Origin of the sequence: Crossiella sp. SN42, from assembly GCF_023897065.1 — a bacterium.
Lineage (GTDB): Bacteria > Actinomycetota > Actinomycetes > Mycobacteriales > Pseudonocardiaceae > Crossiella.
The window spans coordinates 33,544-53,011 of sequence record NZ_JAMHIV010000049.1; the positions used below are offsets into that span (position 1 = coordinate 33,544).

The following is a 19,468-nucleotide window of genomic DNA, read 5'->3' on the forward strand; positions in this document are numbered from 1 at the left end:
GCTAGGTAGAGGTCGTAGCGTGCGATCCGGGTCGGCCGAGGGAAGGAAGTTGTAGGAGATGACGGTCACCGTGGTGGGCATCGGCGGGTCACTGCGCGCGGACTCGCAGTCGCAGCGCGCGCTGGACCTGGTACTGGCCGGGGCCCGCGAGGCAGGCGCGAAGACGGTCGCCTTCACCGGCCCCGAACTGGTGCTGCCCTTCTACGACCCGGCGGTGCCGGAACGCCCCGAGCACGCGGTCCGGATGGTGGAGGCGCTGCGCGCGGCCGACGGCGTGGTGCTGGTCTCACCCGGCTACCACGGCACCGTCTCCGGCCTGGTGAAGAACACCCTGGACTACATCGAGGACCTGCGCGGCGACGAGCGCCCGTACCTGGACGGCCGCGCGGTCGGCTGCGTGGCCACCGCGATGGGCTGGCAGGCCGCGGTCACCACGCTCACCGCGCTGCGCTCCATCGTGCACGCGCTGCGCGGCTGGCCCACCCCGCTGGGCGCCGCACTCAACTCCCGCGAGGTGCGCTTCGACCCCGAGGGCGGCTGCACGGACGCCCAGGTCAGCGACACCCTGCGCACCATCGGCCAGCAGGTGGCCGAGTTCGCGCTGCGCGGCCGCCATCAGCCTGAGGGCCGACCTGACGTGCTACTCCGTGCCGATGAGGACTGACCGGCCCGCTGGCTAGCGTGGACGGCGTGACTGAGCCAAGCGCCATCCCCGCCGTACCGGCCGGACCGGAGCTCGACGGTGTCCGCGACCGCGCCCAGGCCGCGCTGGAACGCGCGGTCGGCGAGGGCAGGCTGACCCTGGACGAGTTCACCGACAAGGTCGACCTGGTGCTGCGCGCCGGGTCCGAGGCCGAGGTCAACGCCGTGCTCGGCCAGCTGCCCGCCCCGGTCACCGCGCCCGCGGCCAAGGTGGTCAGCCGCCAGTCCGTCTTCGACGACGTCTCCCGCAGCGGCCGCTTCGCGCTGCCCACCGGGGCCACCGTGTCCTCCTTCTTCGGCGACGTCGAGCTGGACCTGCGGCACGCGGTGATCACCGACCCGGTGGTGGAGGTGCGCACCTGGACCTGGTTCGGCGACATCGTGGTCACCGTGCCGGAAGGGGTCGAGGTGGAGGTCAAGAGCGGCCTGGTCTTCGGCGACGAGGAGGTCGAGCTGGCCGACGTGCCGCCGGTGCCCGGCGCGCCGAAGATCCGGATCAAGGCCTGGACCACCTTCGGCGACGTGCGGGTGGCCAGCCAGCCGGGGTGAACCCCCGCACATCGCGTTTCCCGCCCCTGAACAGCGGAAAACCCCATCACGCACCCACCACACAAGGAGGCGTGATGACCACCAGCCCGATCAAGAGCCCGCTCGGCGCCGCCGAACGCGACGCCACCGGGGCAGTGTTGCAGGCCGCACTGGTCGACCTGATCGACCTGTCGCTGATCGCCAAGCAGGCGCACTGGAACGTGGTTGGCCGCCAGTTCCGGGACGTGCACCTCCAGCTCGACGAGCTGGTCGCCGCCGCCAGGACCTACACCGACCAGGTCGCCGAGCGCGCTTCCGCGATCGGCATCTCCCCGGACGGCCGGGTGGCCACCGTGGCCGAGACCTCCGGCGTGCCGGCCTTCCCGGAAGGCTGGCAGAAGGACACCGACGTCATCGGCGCGATCGTGACCACCCTGGACACCCTCATCCAGCGGATGCGCGCCCGGATCGAGGCCACCGACAAGACCGACCTGGTCACCCAGGACCTGTTCATCGAGATCACCGGCAAGCTGGAGGAAGCGCACTGGATGTGGCAGGCCCAGCTCGCCTGAGCCGGACCTGCCCGCGCCTGCGCGGCGGCCGCGATCACGCGGCCGCCGCGGCGCTGGCTCACCCGGCGGCCAGCACCCGCCTGGCGAAGTCGATCTCGGCCGCGGTCTGCCTGGTGGTCTCGGCGATCACCAGCGAGCCGTGGCCGGCGTTGTACCGGTAGACCCGGTACTCCGCGCCCCGCTCGGCCAGCCGGTCCAGGTAGTTCTCGATCTGCCGGATCGGGCAGCGCGGGTCGTTCTCCCCGGCCAGCACGAGCACCGGCGCGGTCACCTTGTCCACGTAGGTGATCGGCGAGGACGCCTCGTAGCGCTCGGGCAGCTCCTCCGGCGAGCCGCCGAACAGCGCCCGGTCGTAGGCCCGCAGCGGCTCCATCTCGTCCTCGTAGGCAGCCACGTAGTCCGCCACCGGCACGCTGGCCACCCCGGCCGCCCACAGCTCGGGCTGGGTGCCCAGGGCCAGCAGGGTCAGGAACCCGCCCCAGGAGCCACCCGCGACCACGCACTTGGCCGGGTCGGCCAGGCCGGAGCCCACCGCCCAGGCATGCACCGCGGCCACGTCCTCCAGCTCGGTCAGGCCCGGCCTGCCCTCGATCGCGTCCCGCCACACCGAGCCGTAGCCGGTGGAGCCGCGGTAGTTGACGTGCACCACCGCGAACCCGGCGTCCACCCAGGCCGCGCGGTAGGCGGAGAACCGGTCCTCATCCGCCGCGTGCGGCCCGCCGTGCAGGTCGAACACGGTCGGGAACGGCCCCTCGCCCTCGGGCCGGGCCACCAGCGCGTGCACCGTGCCGCCGGGACCCTCCACGAACGCGTCGTCCAGCGGCACGCTCTCCGGGGCCCGCTCGCCCTGCGGCTCCAGCAGCACCCGGTCCACGCCGTCCGGCCCGATCGCGCGCACCGCGGGCGGCCGGCCGGAGAAGGACCAGGAGTACTCCACGGTGCCGTCCGGGCGCACCTCGGCCGAGCTGACCACACCCCGTGCAGTGTCCACAGTAGACAGTTCGCCGGTGGCCAGGTCGTAGCGGTGCAGGGTGTTGCGGGCCTGGTAGGTGTGCGAGATCAGCAGCGCGCTGCCGTCGGGGTACCAGTCGCCGACGATCTCACCCGGCAGGTCGATGCTCAGCTCGACCTCGGTGTCCTTCTCGACATCCCACAGCAGCAGCTCTTCCTTGCCGCGGCGCTCGTGCAGGATGAGCACCCGCTGGTCGCCGGGCACCGGGCTGAAGGCCAGCGCGTCCAGGCCCTTGCCCTTGCCGTCCCACTTCTCCGCCACCGTGCTGCCGTCGTCGGTGCGCAGCACGCGCAGCGCCGGGTGCCGGGAGTCGCCGTGCTCGGAGTGCGAGATGACCAGGAACGTCTCGTCCTTGGCCAGCGAGCCCACCCCGCCGTCGTGCTCGTTCTGGTACACGATCTCCGAGGGCCCGCCGTCCCTGGAGATCCAGATGGTGGTGCCGTCGTCGGTGGCGGTGCCCAGGGCCACGATCCGGCTGCCCAGGGCCAGCCCGGCAGGGTAGGCGTCCGGGGTGCCGGGCAGCGCGGGCACCGGCGCCGCGCCGCCGCCGTAGGGCTCGCTGACCCAGTGGCCGAACTCGTCGCCGTCGGTGTCGGCGAACCACCAGATGTGCTCGCCGTCGGGGGTGAGCGTGGCGCTGGTGGTCCCGTTCTTGCGGTTGGTCACCTGCCGGTGCGTGTCGCTGTCCCGGTCCCAGGCGTAGACCTCCCACACGCCGCCGAGGTTGGAGAGGTAGAGGCTGCGCTGCGGCGCGTCCTCGGCCCAGCCCGGCCGCGACACCCTGGGCGCCGCGAACCGGGCTCGCCACCTCGCCTCGGCCACCGGATCGGGGAAGAGCTGGTCGGGGACCTGTGCGGTCGGATGCTGGCTCACGCCCCCGATCCTAGATACCGCTACTCGGCGATGACGTCGGTCCGCAGCCCCGGCGCCTTCAAGATCTCCGTTCGCGTGAACCGCTCCGGCACCCAGCCCTTGCGCACGTACAGCTCGGTCTGGTCGAAGTGGTGCGGCGAGGTCGGGTCCGCCGCCTGCGAGTAGGTCAGCACGGTCTGCGTGCGCGGGCCGTTCCTACCCAGCTGAACAGCCATGATGAAGCTGGACCCCATCTCGACCTTGCCGTACGTGCCGTCCGCCCCGAGCTTGGTGGTGGTCGGCTCGGTCACGTTGAAGCAGCCCTCGAAGCCGGTGCAGCCCTGGATCGGCAGCAGCTTGCGCGAGGGGATGTCCCGCTGCGCCTTGCCGAGCTCCAGCGTCAGCGGCAGGCCGAGCCCGGTCAGCCGCTGCACACCGTCCGCGATGGCCGTCTTGACCTTGGGTTCGGCGGTGTTGAGCGTGTGCGGGGTGCGCACCGGGTCCTTCGGGTCGAAGGGCACCGCGAACTTGTTCCGCAGCGGCACGATCCCCGCGTAGACCTCCCGCCACAGCACCGAGCCCTGGCTGCCGGTGTCCATCCGCAGGTCCCACTTGGCCAGCACCGCCCCGGCCGCGCGCACGTCCACCTGGGCGCCGTCGGAGGCGGTCAGCACCGGGTTGGCCTCGATCAGCCCGACCACCGCGTCCCGGAACAGCTCACCGGTGAGCGCCCGGTTGCCCAGCATGGTCTGCTGCAGGCTCGGCAGGTCGAACCCGGCCGGACCGAACCCGTCCGTGCCGTTGCGCCGCTGCTCCACCATCAGGTGGGACAGCCGGTCCCGCGGCGAGCGGGGGCCTGCCTGCTCGCCGTACATCCGCGGGTAGCCGGTCAGCGGCGCGGTGGCGTTGGTCAGCCAGGCCGACTCGTTGGAGTTGTGCACGTAGTCCGCACGCTGCTGCGCGGGCTGCTGCTTCGGCCCGAACACTCCCGGCGTCACCGCGTCCGGATCACTGCCCCAGCCGCACTCGGCCCGCGAGCCGTTGAGGATCACCCGGTTCGGATAGGCGGCCCGGCCGGCCGGGGTGTCCACGCAGCGCTGGGCGTGCTCGTCGGTGACGTGCGGCACCAGCGAGGCGTCGGTGTAGTAGCTCTCGCCCTTGCTGTCCGCGGCGATGGTGTTGATGAACGAGGACCCCTGCACCCGGTGCAGCGCCTCGCGCACCCCGGCCACGTCCTTGGCCCGGCCCAGCGCCAGCTCCTGGTCCACCGCGCGCATGTTGTCCTCATTGGACCCGCGCACCGCGAAGGCCGAGCCGGCGGTCCACCCGTCGGCCAGCACCGGCCCGTACCGCGAGCGGTACAGCACACGCTCCACAGTGGACAAGGCACCGTCCGCGCCACGCACCTGGACCCGCACGGCCTGCCGGGTCATCGGCTCGGTCTTCCCGTCCACCACATAGGAGGTCGGGTCACCGGGCGCCAGCTTCAGCTCGAACATGGTGAACCGCCTGGCGAAGGACACGGTGTGCGTCCACGCCATGGACTCGTTGTGCCCCAACGCGATCATCGGCAACCCGCTCAACGACGCACCGGCCACGTTGAGCTTGCCCGGCACCGTCAACTGCGCCTGGTACAGCCGTTTCGGCCCGGCCCACGGGAAGTGCGGGTTGGCCAGCAACATCCCGCTGCCGTCCCGGGTCGCCGCCCGCCCCAGCCCCCACGCGTTACTGCCCACCGGCTGCATCTCCGCCGCCGCCGGCACCCCCGGATTCCCTTGTCCCACAGGCGGTTTCGCGTTCGCGATCTGCCCGGCGAAGGAGGACACCCCGGTCAGCTGGCTGGTGTCGTAGACGTTGCGCCACACGTCCAGCTCGGTCAGCGGCCGCACCCACCCCTTGCCCCGGCAGGTCGGATCGGGCAACCGCTCCACCCCGGTCTCCCGCAACCGCCGGTTGAACCCGGCCACATACCCGCGCACGGTCTCCCTGGCCTCCGCCGACGGCCCACCCGGCGCCGCCAGCACCCGCTCCAGGCGCCCGGAGTCGTTGAACGCCTGGAAGTAGAGGTCGCTCTCCAGGTTGGTGAAGCTGCCGGCCCCGGTGTTCACCCGCCCGTCGGGCCCGAAGTGCGCCGCCCGCTCCCCGGCCAGCGTGGTCACGTAGTCGGCCATCAGGCACAGGTTGTCCTGCGCGTAGGCGTAGCCGAACCCGTAACCAGCCGACCCCATGTCCACCCCGGTGATGTGCGGCACCCCGTACTCGGTCCGCTGGATCACCGCCGCATACCGCTGCCCATCCCGCAAAGCCAGCTCCGGTTCCGCCGACGCGGGCGTCACCAGCACGGTGCTCGCCAGCGCGGTGACAACCGCCCCCAGTACAAGTCTTCTTCGCATGGAGGCAGTCAACCCGGTCACCGGATCGCCGCACACCCGGAGAAACCCTGGGACAGGGCGAATAACCACCTAGGTGACAGCCAGCCCGGCGAGCGGGGGTCCGGGGGCGGAGCCCGCCGGCTGGGGTGTGGGGGCTGGGCCCCCACAAATGCCAAAAGGCCGATGTGGCCCGCGTTTTCTGCGGGCACACATCGGCCAATCGGACTTGTCGGGGTGACAGGATTTGAACCTGCGACCTCTTCGTCCCGAAGGAAAGTTGTCGCCGCATCAACCTGCCGAGATCGGCTGCTCAGCGGTGGTGCGCCTTCCACTCACGCCCGTGGTCGTTCGCCGATGAGCGGGTCGGTTGTCACCCGCTTCGTCACTCACCAGCTCTGCCGGCATCTGTCCGGCTTCCCGTGCAGAATGATCGCTGTAGCCGGAGGGGGCACCGGCTACAGCTGATCGACGACGGTGCTGGGACAGGTGGGATCACCTTCACTTGCGGGCGGAGCCAGCCGCCGCGTTGAGCCGCACATAGGCCGCGGCCGCGTCATCGAACGCCTTCCCACGCGGCCACCTCTGGCCGTCCTCGTCGCTCTGCTCAGCCTGCCGTGTCCGCCGAATCAGTTCCTCTGGTCCCTCCTGATCCAGCAGGGACAGCAGGCCATTCCAGTCCAGCAGTCCGAAGCGATCCACCAAGCGCGTCGCGCCGTCGCTCAACAAGGCGAGTGCCCTGATCTGTCGAACTTCGGCCCGCCCAACAATCGATTCGTCTGCGGCGTCAGGATTGGCGCTGGCAACCCAGAAACCATTGGATCGATTTCGGTGGTTGCGCATCTGTTCAATGAATCTCTTGAGTGCGAGCGCATGCTCTTCTGATCCATTGGGGATGGCGTCCATGTCGCGCCGATAGATTCTTGCGAAATCATCTTCGCGTGCGTCTGTAACAACCTCGATGTGGCTGGAGGATTGAAGTAGGAGAACTGAATCGGCGAGCGCAAGGTAATCAATCTCATGATTCCCGATTCGGGCGATCAGCACTGTAGCGGATGGGGTTCCTGGGTGGTTCAGATCGCACTCGTCCTTGTGCATGTCGGCAACCGCTGATATCGAACTGCGCAACACCGACCGTAGGTCATCATGCGGAGAGGTCAGCAGGTTTGCTAGCAGTTGAGCGCCGAGTTGGTGTGAATACCAGGCCACGCCGTGTCTACACCCACTATCGGCTCCGGCGGAACCTGCGCCGTCCAGAAGAACAGCAGCGCCCGGCACCACGCCGACGAAATCTTCGTTTGCGCGATCGGTTCGGGCTGACTCCGTTGCGATGCTGACCTGCACTCTTACCCCTCAGTGTGTAGGTACATGGGCGTAACGAGATCGACCTTCAGGGGCTCGCGGGTGTCAAAATCGTACTCAGTACGAACAAGAGTCGAGAAGTTCTTGTCCCTGACCTCTCCGTACATTTCAGCAATCCTGGTCGACAGCATTTTGACGACTCCTAGGCTGCCCGGAGGGTGAATCCCTGTGAATACAATCAGAGACCCATCTCCGTCTGGGCGGTTCAGGCGACCAAGGTATGCGAAGTCGTACGGCTCATGAGGGTCCCGATCCCATCCGGAGCGATATGCTGCCCCAGTGGTGCTATCCCGGATAGTCCAAGGGCCATTTTCCTCGCGCTCAAACTGCAAGAACGGATCGGACGCGAGAACGGAGGCCACAGGTTGGGAAATTCGTGGACCGCAAATCACGACCAAGTTGCCTCGGTTTAGATTGACTGCGCCGCCAACTGGAATGTGCTCAGAGGTGAAGCCGAGTCCTAGGGACTGTGCCAGCTCCCCAAGTTTCTGTGTGGCCGCAACATCCTCCATCGCAACAACGGGACGGCCTTGAATGGTGTCTTGCTTAAGCGGTGTGAGTACTGTGAAGGAGCCGATTCCAAGAAACGCACCTTCGGGTGGTGGCCCTGCGCGTCGAACCTGGTGAATACGCGCTTTGCTGAGGCCAACCTCTTCGGCAATTGCTGCAAGGGAAACCCCTTGTTCGTTTAGCTCTTGGATCTTCCGTCGACGAAGTTGGGCTAGCTGAGTGACCTCCTCCTGAGCGGCATTCAGCCTGACTGTGGCGGCCCTGATCAGCTCGTAGGGGTCCCCGATACGCGAAATTCTCTCAACTTCGTTGCTCAACAGCTTCTCCTCTCCGGGGCCAGTCTAGCCCCCTAGACGCACCCGGATACCCCCCCTTGACACCGGGTGGCGGCGCTGCGTACCTTCTGTCGTGTACCCCCCCTAGACGAAACCGGATCGTCAAGGGGGACTACTCGAACCGCTGGTCCCGTACCGGGCCAGCGATACGCAGCACCGCCGCTCACGCGGCATCAGGCGGTCGCCCCTAGTGCTGGGGCCAGTGCGCACGACTCCGGTCCTGCATGCGTACTCGCCACGTGAGATAAGGCCCCGTTTTCGGGGCCACACAGTGGAAACACGGTCCGGACGTTCCGCGGTCAACCACCGCGTCGCTGCGCAACCGCGAAGACCTCACCCCGGTGAGCGAGCGTGACCAACGGCCCCACACGGCGGGTCAGCGGCAGCACCAATCCGCGCAACGTCCGGCACCGCAAGGACACGTTTTCCCAGCTCACCACCCATCGCGGTGGTTGGCGTGTCCACCGGCCGGCATCGGCTCCTCAACGAGTCCGGCCCAGAAGCTGCCAAGCCCCACCCGTGTTCGTGGCTTGCCGGTCGCGCACCACCGAGTTCGACGGTGCGCGATCGCGGGAGGCCCACGAGCCCCACCCCCAACTCGTCTACCTGGAGGTTTCGTTGTGAGCAGCACACCCACCGCCAGGCAGCTTCATGCGTTCTGGCTGGCCAGCGATGACGCCGCCGCGCGGTACAAGGAGGCCGCCCAGCAGGCCCGGGTTCTGGCCGAACGCGCCACCGCGCTGGCGCGGCTGGTCGCTCAGCACCCCAGCCGCGTGGACTACCGCGCCGCCTTCCGCAAGACCCTCACCGACTCCGCCGCCGCCGCGCAGCGCGCCCAGAGCGCGCACCGCAGCTGGCAGGCCACCACCTTCCGCGCTGACTCGGCGTGGACCAAGACCCAGGCAGGTGCCGCGTGAACGACTTCCCTTACGTCCCGGATTTCCTCTCCTTCACCGAACTCAGGTTCGCCCCGGACGGCCTGTTCGAGGCCGACGTTGATGCGCTGCTGGCCGAGGTCACCTCGGACCTGGCGGAGCACCCGGAGCCGACCACCGCGGTGCAGGACGGCACCGCCCGCGCCAAGCGGGACCGCCGCATTGTGCAGCGCCAGCTTGGCGCGACCGTCCGTGTTCTCCGCGTCTACCAGCCGGTGACCGGCCAGGCCGGGACGGAGGCTGCGTGATGTCGACCGCCGCGATCACCTTCGCCACCGTCGCCCCGGCCCTGCTGGCCGCGCACCACGTTGGCGACTACTGGTTGCAGACCACCCACCAGGTTGAGCACAAGGGCTGCCCCGGCCGGTCCGGCTGGCTGGCCGCCGCCCGGCACGTCGCCTCCTACACCGCGGCCACCGCCGCGTTCGTCGGCATCGTCTGGGTCGCCTTCGGCCTGGACATCACGCCGCTGGGCTTCCTGCTCGGCCAGCTGGTCTCGGCGGGGACGCACCTGGTCATCGACCGCCGGACCCCCTTGCGTGCCTTCGCCGCTCTGCTGGGCCGGATCGTGCCCGGCAAGCTCGGCTACTACGACAACGGGGGAGCCCCGCACCTGGACCAGGCCGCCCACCTGGTGTGGCTGTTCGTCGCCGCGCTGCTGACCTCACTGGTCGGGGGTGCGTGATGGGCGTGCTCCGCTGGCTGACCACTACCGCCGAAAGCCCGACCTTGACCGCCAAGGCCAAGAAAGCCGCCCGGACCAAGCTCGATGACGTCGAACTGGCCATGGGCAACGGGCTGCGCTGCCAGATCTGCGACAAGCCGCTGGTCAACAGGTCTCAGCGCTCCAACGTCCACCCGCGCTGCGCCCGGGGCGGAGGTCTGTGATGGCCAAGCCCAAGCAACTGGTGCACGAGAGCGTCAAGTACAGCTGGTGGAACGGCAAGGTCACCATGGCCTGCGGCCTGGTGTTCGAGCCTGGCACCTCTGCCCCGTACCTCTTCGTCAGCGTGACCTGCCCCGGCTGCCTGGCCGCCCGGCGCAAGAAGTCGGGCTGGTGGTCGTGATGGCCCGCCAGTACCCGCTGCACGAGATCGTTCTTCCCTGGAACGGCCAGACCGCGTTCTGCCGCGGTCGCCTGGACGGCCTGCCGGTCTTCGGCTGGCGCGGACGCCCCGGCGCGGTCCCGCCCGGCTTAGCCACCTTCCGCCAGCTCCGCGCGGTCGGCCTGCGCCCCGGTGGAGCGGACCCGGTGGCCCTGCTGGTCTTCCGCCACCGCAAGGCATTCCGCCGCGAGGAAGTCTGCTCGCTCTGGCTGGTCGCCAAGGCCAAGCCGGTGCGGCCGATGACCGCCCGCAAACAGTTCGCCCTCGAGAAGGCCCTCGCGGCACTGCGCTTCTGCCCGCAATGCCGGCAGGACGCGGGCTACCGCCTCCCCACCTCCTACGGCAAGTGCTGGAACTGCTTCACCACCAACGAGATCGGAGCCGCAGCATGAACACCAGGCAACTGCCCGCCAGCAGACTCACCCACGGCACCTGGGTCCACTACAACGGCACGGACTACCAGATCACCGAGATCGAGACGGAGTTCGCCGGGGAGTTCAACGGCAGCTTTCAGGAGTTCGACTACATGTTCTACCTGCGCGGCGGACCGCGCATCGGCGCGGCCTACAACGCCCTGTTCACCGTCACGAAGTGGTGAGGCAGGCATGGCACGCCCCTACCTCCACTCGGCCCTGCTGGCCGTCCTTCGCGGCCACCCTTGCCGATGAGACCAGCACAGCAGCCTAAGAACCACATCTCGACTATCCAAAAAGGACGGTGCCAGATCCATGATGGTCGACTGCGACGCCTGTGACGGCCAGTACCGCGACCGCGACGACCCCAACTACTGCGGACGCTGCTGCGGCTACGGCTACCTGGACCTGAACGACTTCAACCAGCCCGAGCGCGACAGCGAGCCTCCCGGGGACTGGGACTACTAACCACCTGCAACACCGAAGGGGCACAACGTGATCACCATGAATTGCCTGGGCTGCGGCCAGATCCGGGACTGCGACGGCGCGGGCTACTGCGACTGGTGCGCGGGAGATCCGGAGATCGACCCCCGCGCGGACCTCGACGCCTGCGAGGACTGCGGCGAAGACAGCTTCGACTGCGTGTGCGACGAGAACTGAACGATCGGCCCCGGACCGGTGGTCTCCGACCAAGAAGCCCCACCGGCCCGGGTCTCCCAACCGACACATGATCACTCAGGAGACCCCAAATGCTACGGCCCACCAAGATGACCGCCACCGCCCTGATCGTGTGGCTACTGCTGACCGTGCTGTCCCCGCTGGCAAAGACGCTGGCCATCACCGCCGGACTGCTCGCCGCAGTTCTTGACGGGATTGCCCAGGCATCTGCCCGTGGCCGCACCCACGTCCGCACCGCGCCCCACCTCAGCAAGCAGGCCGCCTCGGCCGCGGTGGGGAGCATCCAATGACCGCGCTCAACCACAACGCCGCCTGTAGCGGCTACAGCGCTGGCTCCCTGGAGCGCTGCGCGTTCCGGTCGGCGTTCTGGGTTCGGCACGCCGCGGACACCGACTGGGGCACCCACGCCTGCGCCGCGCACTTGGCGCAGATCGTGCGGTGGGTGGCCAGCGGACACGACAACTGCGACCCGATCGTGCGCGTGCTGGCAGGTGCCCGATGAACACCGACACCATCCCCACCGGCACCAGCCTGCTCAGGCTGATGTGCCACCTGCTCGCCACCCAGCCCGCCTGGGACGCGCCGGACACGGCCAAGGCCGACTGGTTCGACGAGAAGGCCCGCGTGCTGGAGCTGATCGCGGCCACCGACCGGCCGGATGCCACCTACATCGCCCAGCGCGCCCAGTTCGCCCGCGAGATGGCCGCGGAGTGCCGCAAGGCGGGTGAGCAGTGATGGCACTGGAGATCACCACCCAGGGCACCTGCCGCCACTGCGGCAGTGACCTCGCGCAGGCCGTCGAGTCCGGCCGTACCCGCCACTGGGTCCACTACCTCACCCGCCTGATCCGCTGCGCCTCCGGCGAGACCACCGCTGAGCCCGTGACCCTGGAGGTTGTGCGATGACCAGCGCCTACCCCGCCCCCATCGATGACCTGCTGCCCCGGGCACAGCGGCTGGCCGCCGAGTCCGGCCGGACCCCGTCCCGCAACCACCTCATGCGCGAACTCGGCATCGGCGCGAAGAAGGCCACCGCGCTCCGGGAGAAGCTGACCGGCGAGACCGGACAGCCCACCGGAGCGTCCACCGCCCCGGACCCGGCACCCCGGCTCTACGCCCTGCGCGCCCCGGAGTCCGAGGCAGCGCAGGCCGAGGCCAGCGAGCCTGCGGCCGATCACGAGCCGACGGCGACCACGCTGGTCAGCACGGTCGCGAACCCGGAGCCGACCACCCCGGCCCCGCCGGTGACCGCGCCGGTCGCGCCGACGCTGGCCCAGCGCATGCGCGGCTGGTTCGCCCCCACCGCGCCGACCACCCCGGCGGCCCCGGCCCCGGGTGCGCGCCCGGTCCGGCGGGTCCGCTCGTGGCCGGTGCTGCTGCTGGCCCTGCCCGCCTTCGTCGCGATCTGGGGCGGCTGGGTCGGCCTGGGCAAGCTCACCGGGTTCGGCCCGGTGGACTTGCTCCCGGGGATCGCGGGCGGGTTCGTCCTCAACACCGCGATCACGCTGCCCATCGGGGTGGAGGCGTACGCGGCCTTCGCCCTGCGGGTCTGGCTCTCCGGCGCGACCCGCAGCGCCAAGGCCCGCCGCTTCGCCAAGTTCTCGGCGGTGGGCTCGCTGCTGCTGGGCATGGCCGGACAGGGTGCCTACCACCTGATGACCGCCGCCGGGATGACCCAGGCGCCGTGGCAGATCACGGCGTTCGTCTCCTGCCTGCCCGTGGTCGTTCTCGGCTGTGGCGCGGCCCTGGCCCACCTGCTCCACCACGACGAGGAAGGGGACAACCAGTGACCAGCACCGACACCACGACCCTCGTGGGCACCCCCGACCCCGACGAGTCCGCGCTGATCCTCGCCGCCGCCGACCCGGCCACCGGCACCGTGGAGAAGGCCCCGGCCGTCTCCAACATGGTGCCGCCGCACCGCAACCCCGTCCCGGCCGAGGCCGAGGCGGAGGTGCTGGAGGGTGAACTGCTCCCCGGCCGGGCGGTCGCGGTCGACCAGCCCGACACCACCGGCCGCCCGATCTGGGAGGGCTACCGCAATGCCAAGCGGCAGCCGCTGATCGCGCCGTGGCTGCGCTCGTGGGAGACCTTCCAGGGCACCGCGGCCTTCGCATGCCGGCATTACCTCCACACCGCCGCCTACCACGCCCTGCGCGTGCCGCTGTATGCCCTGCATCTGCTCACCCGCGCCCCGCGCGGCCTGGGCCGGGCACTGGGTGCGGCGTGGCGGTGGCTGGCCGATGCCGAGGCAAAACCGTTGCGCGCCAGCGCTGTTGCCCGTGATGACGCCGCGGAGTACTTGCGGTTGTCCTTGCAGCGCAACCTCCGCGTGGCCACCCGGCTCGGCCTGCTGGGCGCGGCGCTGCTGGGGGTGCTCATCGGCTGGTGGATGCTGCCGGACCCCGTCCCGGTGTGGGTGCGGTGGGGGCTGTGGGCGCTGGTGGCCGGGGGCATCGCCGCCCTGGGCCTGGCCGGAACCCCGGCCGACAAGCCCTTTGCCACCCGCGCGGTGGTCTCCACCGAGGTCGCCAAGCTCACCAGCGACATCGTGATCCGGGCCTTGTCGGCGGTGGGCATCTCCGCGATGAACCCTGCCCGCGGTACTGCGATCACCTTCCCGGCCCCGATCACCCGCGACGGCCCCGGCTGGCGGGCCGATGTCGACCTGCCCTACGGGGTGACCGCGGTCGACATCATCGAACGCCGGGACCGCCTGGCCTCCGGTCTGCGCCGCCCGCTGGGGTGCGTGTGGCCTGAGCCTGCCAGCGAGGAACACGCCGGACGCCTGGTGCTCTGGGTCGGCGACCAGCCGATGAACAAGGCCCGCCAACCGGCGTGGCCGCTGCTGCGCGGCGGGGAAGCCGATGTGTTCAAGCCGCTGCCCTTCGGCAACGACCAGCGCGGCCGGGCGGTGTCCATCCTGCTGATGTTCGGCAACATCCTCATCGGCGCGATGCCCCGCTACGGCAAGACCTTCGCCCTGCGGGTGCTGCTGCTGGCGCTGGCGCTGGACCCGCGGGTGGAGATGCGGACCTTCGAGCTCAAGGGCACCGGTGACCTCTCGCCGCTGGCCAAGGTCTCCCACCACTACGCCTCCGGTGCCGATGACGGCACGATCGCGGCCTGCGTGCAGTCGCTGCGGGAGGTCTACAAGGAGCTGGAGCGGCGGGCGAAGACGATTTCCGGGCTGCCCAAGGACATCTGCCCGGAGAACAAGGTCACCCCGCAGTTGGCCAGCAACCGCAAGCTGGGCCTTCACCCCCTGGCGGTGTCGATTGATGAGTGCCAGGAGCTGTTCTCCCACCCCGACTACGGCAAGGAGGCCGGGGAGCTGGCCACCGCGATCATCAAGCGCGGCCCGGCCATGGGCATCATCCTCATCCTGGCCACCCAGCGCCCGGACAAGGACTCCCTCCCCACCGGGGTGAGCGCGAACGTGGGCATCCGGTTCTGCCTGCGGGTGATGGGCCAGGTCGAAAACGACATGGTGCTGGGCACCTCCGCCTACCGCAACGGTGTCCGCGCGACCATGTTCACCCAGTCCGACAAGGGAATCGGCTACCTCGTCGGTGCCGCCGATGATCCGCAGATCGTGCGGTCGTCCTATCTGGACGGTCCCGCCTCCGAGCGAGTTTCCGAGCGGGCGCGCGCCCTGCGGGCACACGCGGGCACCCTCACCGGCCACGCCGCCGGGGAAGACACCGCGCTGGGTGAGGGCGAGCGGCGGGACACCTTGCTGGCCGACGTCGCCGCGGTGCTGGGTGGCGATGAGGCCAAGGTGTGGAGCGAGACCGTGGTGACCCGCCTGGTCGAGCTGCGCCCCGCGGTCTACGGGGCGTGGGCAGAGCTGGACGGCGGTGGCAAGGCCGCCGCGCTCTCGGCCGCGCTCAAGCCCTACAGCATCTCCACCGGCCAGGTCTGGGGCACCGACCCCGCCACCGGCAAGGGCGCGAACCGGCGCGGCATCGACCGCTCCGACATCACCACCGCGATCGCAGAGCGTGACCGAAAGGCGATCGCGACCTGACCGGCCGGGCGCGCTGGGTCTAGCAGCGACCCCCGCTAGACCTAGCGCCCCCGCTAGCAACCCACATGCCCGCTGATCAGCGCCCTAGTTCCTAGCGGCGTCGGCCGAGGACGGCCGAAAACAGCCCCGGAGGACCTGTGAACCCCCGCAGACCCGCTATGCCCTTGATCGCCACCACCCTCACCATCGTCACGTTCAGTGATATTGCGCCGCGGCTTTCCGGCTACACCGGGGCCGCGCTGGGCGCACTCGGCGGTGGCTACGTGCTGGCCTGCACGGCCTTCCCGTTCCGGCCCTGCCGGGCCTGCAAGGGTATGGGCCGCCACCTCAACCGCGGCGTCTTCGGCGGCATCCGCCTCTGCACCGCGTGCAAGGCCACCGGCCTGAAGCTCCGCGCCGGACGCAAGGCGTGGAACTACCTGCGCCGCACCCGCCGCAACTCGCGCTGATCACCCTGACCAAGGAGCACGCCATGTCCAGCACCACCCTGTTCAGCGCTGCGGCCCTCGTCCTGGCGGCCGTGGCCGGTCCCACCTCGTGCCAGCCGGGCCAGGGACGTCCCGCGCCTGCACCGACTGCCCCCACGACCCGGCCGCACCACACCGCGGTTAACCCCGGTGAGTTCGCCACCTCCTGCGACGGGCACGGCCGACCCTTCAACGTCCGGCCGAACACCCCCGCCGCCCGCGCCTGGGCGGCCAAGGCATGCGCGCACCTCGAACGCGGCCTGAACGATGCGGGCTGGTGACGTCATGCACAAGCACACGCGCAACCTGCTGGCCGCCGCCCTGGACACCGCCGCCCGCGGCTGGCCGGTCTTCCCCCTCGCGCGGCGCAGCAAGAAACCCGCCCTGCACTCCGAGCAGGACTGCCACCGCACCGGGCTGTGCGCCAGCGGGCACCTCGGCTGGGAACAGCGCGCCACCACCGACCCCGACCGCATCCGCACCTGCTGGACCGCCGGAGACTGGAACATCGGGCTGGCCACCGGCCCGGCCGGGCTGCTGGTCATCGACCTGGACATGCCCAAGTCACCGGATGAGGTCCTTCCGGACGGCTGGAACCGGAGGGGGGTTCGCACTGGTGAGGACGTCTTGGCCCTGGTGTGCGAGCGGGCCGGGCAGCCCATGCCGGCAGAGACCCGGACTGTGGCCACACCCTCCGGTGGGCTGCACCTGTACTTCGCCCTGCCCAAGGGCGTGCAGCTGCGCAACACCCAGGGCGAGAAGGGCGCCGGTCTCGGCCCGCTCATCGACACCCGCGCCGGGGGCGGCTACGTCATCGCACCCGGCTCGACCACGCCGAACGGGACCTACGAGCTGGTCTCCGATCACCCAGTGGCGCAGGCCCCGGGCTGGTTGGTCCAGGCCCTGACTCCCAAGCCGCCTACAGCCATCTCAGCGGCCTCCCAGGTCGCCGCAGACCGCATGCCGAGCTACGTCCGGGCTGCCGTGGCCGGGGAGTGCACCAAGGTACGAGCGGCCCAACGGCACGCCCACCAGAACACCCTCTACTGGGCCGGGATCGCACTCGGACAGCTCGTCGGCTCCGGGGATCTCCCTGCGGCTACAGCCGAATCTGCCTTGTTCGCAGCCGCAGGCCACATCATCGGAGGCCCGTGCCGGTGCACCGCGGCCATGGTGATCCGCAACATCCAGAACGGCCTGCGCGACGGCCAGAAACGCCCCCGCGTCCGGCGGGAAAAGCCTCCGGCCGAGACCAGCGCGCTGTTTGCTGCGCCGGATCGGGGTGCGGCATGAGCGAGCCGACGTTCCTGCTGGGCACCCATCAGCCCAGCTGGTTCCCTCGCGCCGGGGTGCCGCTGTTTGTCTCCGACAGCCGCTTGCGCGCCCGGCGTACCTTTCCCCGCGCAGCTGCGCCCTGGTGCCTGGACTCTTCGGGGTTCACCCAGCTCCAGCAGCACGGCCGGTGGACGTTCACGCCCCAGCAGTACATCGACCGCGCGCTGCGCTACAGCGAGGAGATCGGCCGCCTGCGCTGGATCGCTCCCATGGATCACATGTGCGAGTGGATCGTGCGCCATGGTGGCCGCCTGGGGCGCATGGTCTTCGCTGGGACCGGACTGTCCACCGAGGCCCACCTGAACCTGACCGTGGACAGCGTCGCGCAGCTGCGCGACCTCGCCCGCGGCCGGGTGCACGTCATTCCCGTGGTGCAGGGCGACCAGCAGGAGGACTACGAGCGCTGCGCGCTGTTGTACGAGCGGGCCGGGTTCGACCTGACCCGCGAACCGGTTGTGGGGCTGGGGTCTGTTTGCAGGAGGCAGGGAACGGTTGAGGCGCATCGGATCATCCAGGCACTGCACGCCCACGGCATCCGCAACCTCCATGGCTTCGGCGTCAAAACCCTCGGCCTGCTCCGCTACGGGCATCTGCTCACCTCCGCAGACTCCCTGGCCTGGTCCGACGATGCTCGCCGTAAGCAGCGCCCGGCCTGCGGTCAGGTCCATCCCCGTGGAGCCAAGAACTGCGCCAACTGCCTGCCCTACGCCCTGTCCTGGCGCACCCGCCTGCTCGCCCGGTTGGCCGGGCAGGCACGCCAAGGCGACCTATTCGACTACCAGGAGGCGGCATGACCACGCCCCGCATCCTCATCACCGGTAGCCGGGACTGGAGCGACGTCCGCACCATCCGGCTGGCCCTGACCAAGGCCCGCAAGCAGTTCCCCGGCGCGGTGCTCGTCCACGGCGCATGCCGCGGCGCGGACCTGCTCGCCGCGCACCTGTGGTGCACCTGGGGCCTAGCCACCGAAGCACACCCGGCTGACTGGCACGGCCACGGCCGGGCCGCCGGACCGATCCGCAACCGGCACATGGTCGCCCTCGGTGCAGACCTCTGCCTGGCGTTCCTGCTGCCAACTTCCTGCGGCTCACTCGGCTGCGCCGAACTGGCCGAGGCTGCCGGAATCCGCACCATCCGCATCCAGCCGGGAGACACACGATGACCGCCATCAACGGCGCAGACCTGCTCAACGAGCTGCACGCCGCGCTGACCCGGTACGTCATCCTCCCGACCCCGCAGGCCGTGGACGCCGTAGTGCTCTGGATCGCGGCCACCCACGCCCAACCGGCCTGGGCGCACGCCGCACGGCTGGTCATCCGCGCCCCGGAGAAGCGGTGCGGCAAGTCTCGCCTGCTGGATGTGGTCGAAGCCTGCTGTCACGCGCCGTTCATCACCGTCAACAGCTCGCCCGCGGCGGTCTACCGCTCCATCACCGAGGACCCGCCCACCATGCTGGTCGACGAAGCCGACACCATCTTCGGCCCCAAGGCCGGGGACAACGAAGACCTGCGCGGGCTGCTCAACGCCGGGCACCAGCGCAACCGGCCCGCCAAGCGCTACGACGCGGCCAGCGGCGTGGTCGAGTCCATCCCGACCTTCGCCATGGCCGCGCTGGCCGGGATCGGCGCGATGCCCGACACCATCGAAGACCGCGCCGTAGTCATCCGCATGCGCCGCCGCGCCCCCGGGGAAACCGTTGCGCCGTACCGGCACCGCCGCGACCGGCCGCAGCTTCAACGCATTGCCCGCCAACTGCGCGAATGGCTGCGCGCTGATCTGAAGACCTTGGAGGAGGCCGTGCCCGAGATGCCCGTAGAAGACCGCGCCGCCGACACCTGGGAACCGCTGATCATCGTGGCCGACCACGCCGGAGGCGACTGGCCAGAACGCGGCCGGGCCGCCGTACTCGCGCTGACCGCCGAATCCAGCGACAACGACAAGGGCTCACTCGGCATTCGCCTGCTCAAGGACTGCCGCACCGCCTTCGGCCCGCATTTCGCCCTGCCTACTGCGGCACTGCTGGGCAGGCTCAACGGCGACCTCGAAGCGCCCTGGGCGGAAATGGGCAACAACGGCCTGACCGCCGCCAAGCTCGGCAAGATGCTCGCCGAGTACGGCATCAGCTCCGGCAACGTCCGCTTCGAGGACGGCACCCAGCTCAAGGGCTACGAGAAAGCCAAGTTCACCGACGCGTGGGCGCGGTACTGCCCGCTCCCACTCGCTGCGGTTCAGGGCACGGGGGAGAGGGACCCCCGTCCCAGCC

Annotated in this window: 28 protein-coding genes; 24 read left to right on the plus strand and 4 right to left on the minus strand. The window is 70.0% G+C overall.

Features of this window, described 5'->3' with window-relative positions; all coding sequences use genetic code 11:
* Positions 1 to 58: 58 nt before the first annotated feature.
* The 3 genes from M8C13_RS40300 (at position 59) to M8C13_RS40310 (ending at position 1,802) form a co-directional block, all read left to right on the plus strand.
* Complete coding sequence (locus tag M8C13_RS40300; RefSeq protein ID WP_252486093.1) at positions 59 to 664, plus strand: NADPH-dependent FMN reductase; 606 nt, start codon at positions 59 to 61, stop codon at positions 662 to 664.
* Between the two features lie 26 nt (positions 665 to 690).
* Entirely contained in the window at positions 691 to 1,251 is a 561-nt protein-coding gene (locus M8C13_RS40305) for a DUF1707 domain-containing protein (protein WP_252486094.1), read from the plus strand.
* A gap of 74 nt (positions 1,252 to 1,325) precedes the next feature.
* The gene (locus M8C13_RS40310; RefSeq protein ID WP_252486095.1) at positions 1,326 to 1,802 is read left to right on the plus strand and encodes a Dps family protein; all 477 of its coding nucleotides are present in this window, start codon (positions 1,326 to 1,328) and stop codon (positions 1,800 to 1,802) included.
* A gap of 58 nt (positions 1,803 to 1,860) precedes the next feature.
* Here M8C13_RS40310 and M8C13_RS40315 read toward each other — a convergent pair whose 3' ends face one another.
* The 4 genes from M8C13_RS40315 to M8C13_RS40330 form a co-directional block, all read right to left on the minus strand.
* On the minus strand, positions 1,861 to 3,687 hold the full coding sequence (locus M8C13_RS40315) for a prolyl oligopeptidase family serine peptidase (RefSeq protein ID WP_252486096.1): 1,827 nt from the start codon (positions 3,685 to 3,687) through the stop codon (positions 1,861 to 1,863).
* Between the two features lie 20 nt (positions 3,688 to 3,707).
* Positions 3,708 to 6,059 carry a penicillin acylase family protein gene (locus tag M8C13_RS40320; protein ID WP_252486097.1) on the minus strand — a complete coding sequence of 784 codons (2,352 nt, stop codon included), beginning with the start codon at positions 6,057 to 6,059 and terminating at the stop codon, positions 3,708 to 3,710.
* A gap of 477 nt (positions 6,060 to 6,536) precedes the next feature.
* Positions 6,537 to 7,379, minus strand: coding sequence for a protein phosphatase 2C domain-containing protein (locus M8C13_RS40325; protein WP_252486098.1), 843 nt, complete (start codon positions 7,377 to 7,379; stop codon positions 6,537 to 6,539).
* 2 nt (positions 7,380 to 7,381) lie between these two features.
* The gene (locus M8C13_RS40330; protein WP_252486099.1) at positions 7,382 to 8,224 is read right to left on the minus strand and encodes a hypothetical protein; all 843 of its coding nucleotides are present in this window, start codon (positions 8,222 to 8,224) and stop codon (positions 7,382 to 7,384) included.
* Between the two features lie 638 nt (positions 8,225 to 8,862).
* Here M8C13_RS40330 and M8C13_RS40335 point away from each other — a divergent pair.
* The 21 genes from M8C13_RS40335 to M8C13_RS40435 form a co-directional block, all read left to right on the plus strand.
* Positions 8,863 to 9,159 (plus strand): hypothetical protein, encoded by a 297-nt coding sequence (locus tag M8C13_RS40335; RefSeq protein ID WP_252486100.1) that lies wholly within the window; start codon positions 8,863 to 8,865, stop codon positions 9,157 to 9,159.
* Positions 9,156 to 9,425, plus strand: a complete 270-nt coding sequence (locus M8C13_RS40340; RefSeq protein ID WP_252486101.1) for a hypothetical protein — start codon at positions 9,156 to 9,158, stop codon at positions 9,423 to 9,425. Before M8C13_RS40335 ends, M8C13_RS40340 begins: the two co-directional genes overlap by 4 nt.
* A complete protein-coding gene (locus M8C13_RS40345; RefSeq protein WP_374213327.1) occupies positions 9,422 to 9,862 on the plus strand; it encodes a transcriptional regulator in 441 nt (146 codons plus the stop codon). Before M8C13_RS40340 ends, M8C13_RS40345 begins: the two co-directional genes overlap by 4 nt.
* Positions 9,862 to 10,065, plus strand: a complete 204-nt coding sequence (locus tag M8C13_RS40350) for a hypothetical protein (RefSeq protein ID WP_252486102.1) — start codon at positions 9,862 to 9,864, stop codon at positions 10,063 to 10,065. Before M8C13_RS40345 ends, M8C13_RS40350 begins: the two co-directional genes overlap by 1 nt.
* On the plus strand, positions 10,065 to 10,244 hold the full coding sequence (locus tag M8C13_RS40355; RefSeq protein WP_252486103.1) for a hypothetical protein: 180 nt from the start codon (positions 10,065 to 10,067) through the stop codon (positions 10,242 to 10,244). The genes M8C13_RS40350 and M8C13_RS40355 overlap by 1 nt, the downstream gene beginning before the upstream one ends.
* Positions 10,244 to 10,675: an RRQRL motif-containing zinc-binding protein gene (locus tag M8C13_RS40360; protein ID WP_252486104.1), complete on the plus strand. Its 432-nt coding sequence runs from the start codon at positions 10,244 to 10,246 to the stop codon at positions 10,673 to 10,675. The genes M8C13_RS40355 and M8C13_RS40360 overlap by 1 nt, the downstream gene beginning before the upstream one ends.
* Positions 10,672 to 10,881 (plus strand): hypothetical protein, encoded by a 210-nt coding sequence (locus M8C13_RS40365; protein ID WP_252486105.1) that lies wholly within the window; start codon positions 10,672 to 10,674, stop codon positions 10,879 to 10,881. The genes M8C13_RS40360 and M8C13_RS40365 overlap by 4 nt, the downstream gene beginning before the upstream one ends.
* A gap of 130 nt (positions 10,882 to 11,011) precedes the next feature.
* Positions 11,012 to 11,164: a hypothetical protein gene (locus tag M8C13_RS40370; protein WP_252486106.1), complete on the plus strand. Its 153-nt coding sequence runs from the start codon at positions 11,012 to 11,014 to the stop codon at positions 11,162 to 11,164.
* Between the two features lie 27 nt (positions 11,165 to 11,191).
* Complete coding sequence (locus M8C13_RS40375) at positions 11,192 to 11,356, plus strand: hypothetical protein (protein ID WP_252486107.1); 165 nt, start codon at positions 11,192 to 11,194, stop codon at positions 11,354 to 11,356.
* A gap of 89 nt (positions 11,357 to 11,445) precedes the next feature.
* Entirely contained in the window at positions 11,446 to 11,664 is a 219-nt protein-coding gene (locus tag M8C13_RS40380; RefSeq protein ID WP_252486108.1) for a hypothetical protein, read from the plus strand.
* Complete coding sequence (locus M8C13_RS40385; RefSeq protein ID WP_252486109.1) at positions 11,661 to 11,876, plus strand: hypothetical protein; 216 nt, start codon at positions 11,661 to 11,663, stop codon at positions 11,874 to 11,876. Before M8C13_RS40380 ends, M8C13_RS40385 begins: the two co-directional genes overlap by 4 nt.
* A complete protein-coding gene (locus tag M8C13_RS40390) occupies positions 11,873 to 12,109 on the plus strand; it encodes a hypothetical protein (protein ID WP_252486110.1) in 237 nt (78 codons plus the stop codon). The genes M8C13_RS40385 and M8C13_RS40390 overlap by 4 nt, the downstream gene beginning before the upstream one ends.
* Entirely contained in the window at positions 12,109 to 12,279 is a 171-nt protein-coding gene (locus M8C13_RS40395) for a hypothetical protein (protein WP_252486111.1), read from the plus strand. Before M8C13_RS40390 ends, M8C13_RS40395 begins: the two co-directional genes overlap by 1 nt.
* Positions 12,276 to 13,163, plus strand: a complete 888-nt coding sequence (locus tag M8C13_RS40400; protein ID WP_252486112.1) for an ABC transporter permease — start codon at positions 12,276 to 12,278, stop codon at positions 13,161 to 13,163. Before M8C13_RS40395 ends, M8C13_RS40400 begins: the two co-directional genes overlap by 4 nt.
* Positions 13,160 to 15,403, plus strand: a complete 2,244-nt coding sequence (locus M8C13_RS40405) for an FtsK/SpoIIIE domain-containing protein (RefSeq protein ID WP_252486113.1) — start codon at positions 13,160 to 13,162, stop codon at positions 15,401 to 15,403. The genes M8C13_RS40400 and M8C13_RS40405 overlap by 4 nt, the downstream gene beginning before the upstream one ends.
* A gap of 158 nt (positions 15,404 to 15,561) precedes the next feature.
* Entirely contained in the window at positions 15,562 to 15,852 is a 291-nt protein-coding gene (locus M8C13_RS40410) for a hypothetical protein (RefSeq protein WP_252486114.1), read from the plus strand.
* A gap of 23 nt (positions 15,853 to 15,875) precedes the next feature.
* The gene (locus tag M8C13_RS40415) at positions 15,876 to 16,151 is read left to right on the plus strand and encodes a hypothetical protein (protein WP_252486115.1); all 276 of its coding nucleotides are present in this window, start codon (positions 15,876 to 15,878) and stop codon (positions 16,149 to 16,151) included.
* 4 nt (positions 16,152 to 16,155) lie between these two features.
* On the plus strand, positions 16,156 to 17,163 hold the full coding sequence (locus tag M8C13_RS40420) for a bifunctional DNA primase/polymerase (protein WP_252486116.1): 1,008 nt from the start codon (positions 16,156 to 16,158) through the stop codon (positions 17,161 to 17,163).
* On the plus strand, positions 17,160 to 17,999 hold the full coding sequence (locus M8C13_RS40425) for a hypothetical protein (protein WP_252486117.1): 840 nt from the start codon (positions 17,160 to 17,162) through the stop codon (positions 17,997 to 17,999). The genes M8C13_RS40420 and M8C13_RS40425 overlap by 4 nt, the downstream gene beginning before the upstream one ends.
* On the plus strand, positions 17,996 to 18,367 hold the full coding sequence (locus tag M8C13_RS40430) for a DUF2493 domain-containing protein (protein WP_252486118.1): 372 nt from the start codon (positions 17,996 to 17,998) through the stop codon (positions 18,365 to 18,367). The genes M8C13_RS40425 and M8C13_RS40430 overlap by 4 nt, the downstream gene beginning before the upstream one ends.
* Positions 18,364 to 19,468 (plus strand): DUF3631 domain-containing protein (locus M8C13_RS40435; protein ID WP_252486119.1); only part of this gene is annotated, 1,105 nt, incomplete at its 3' end. The genes M8C13_RS40430 and M8C13_RS40435, both read left to right, overlap by 4 nt.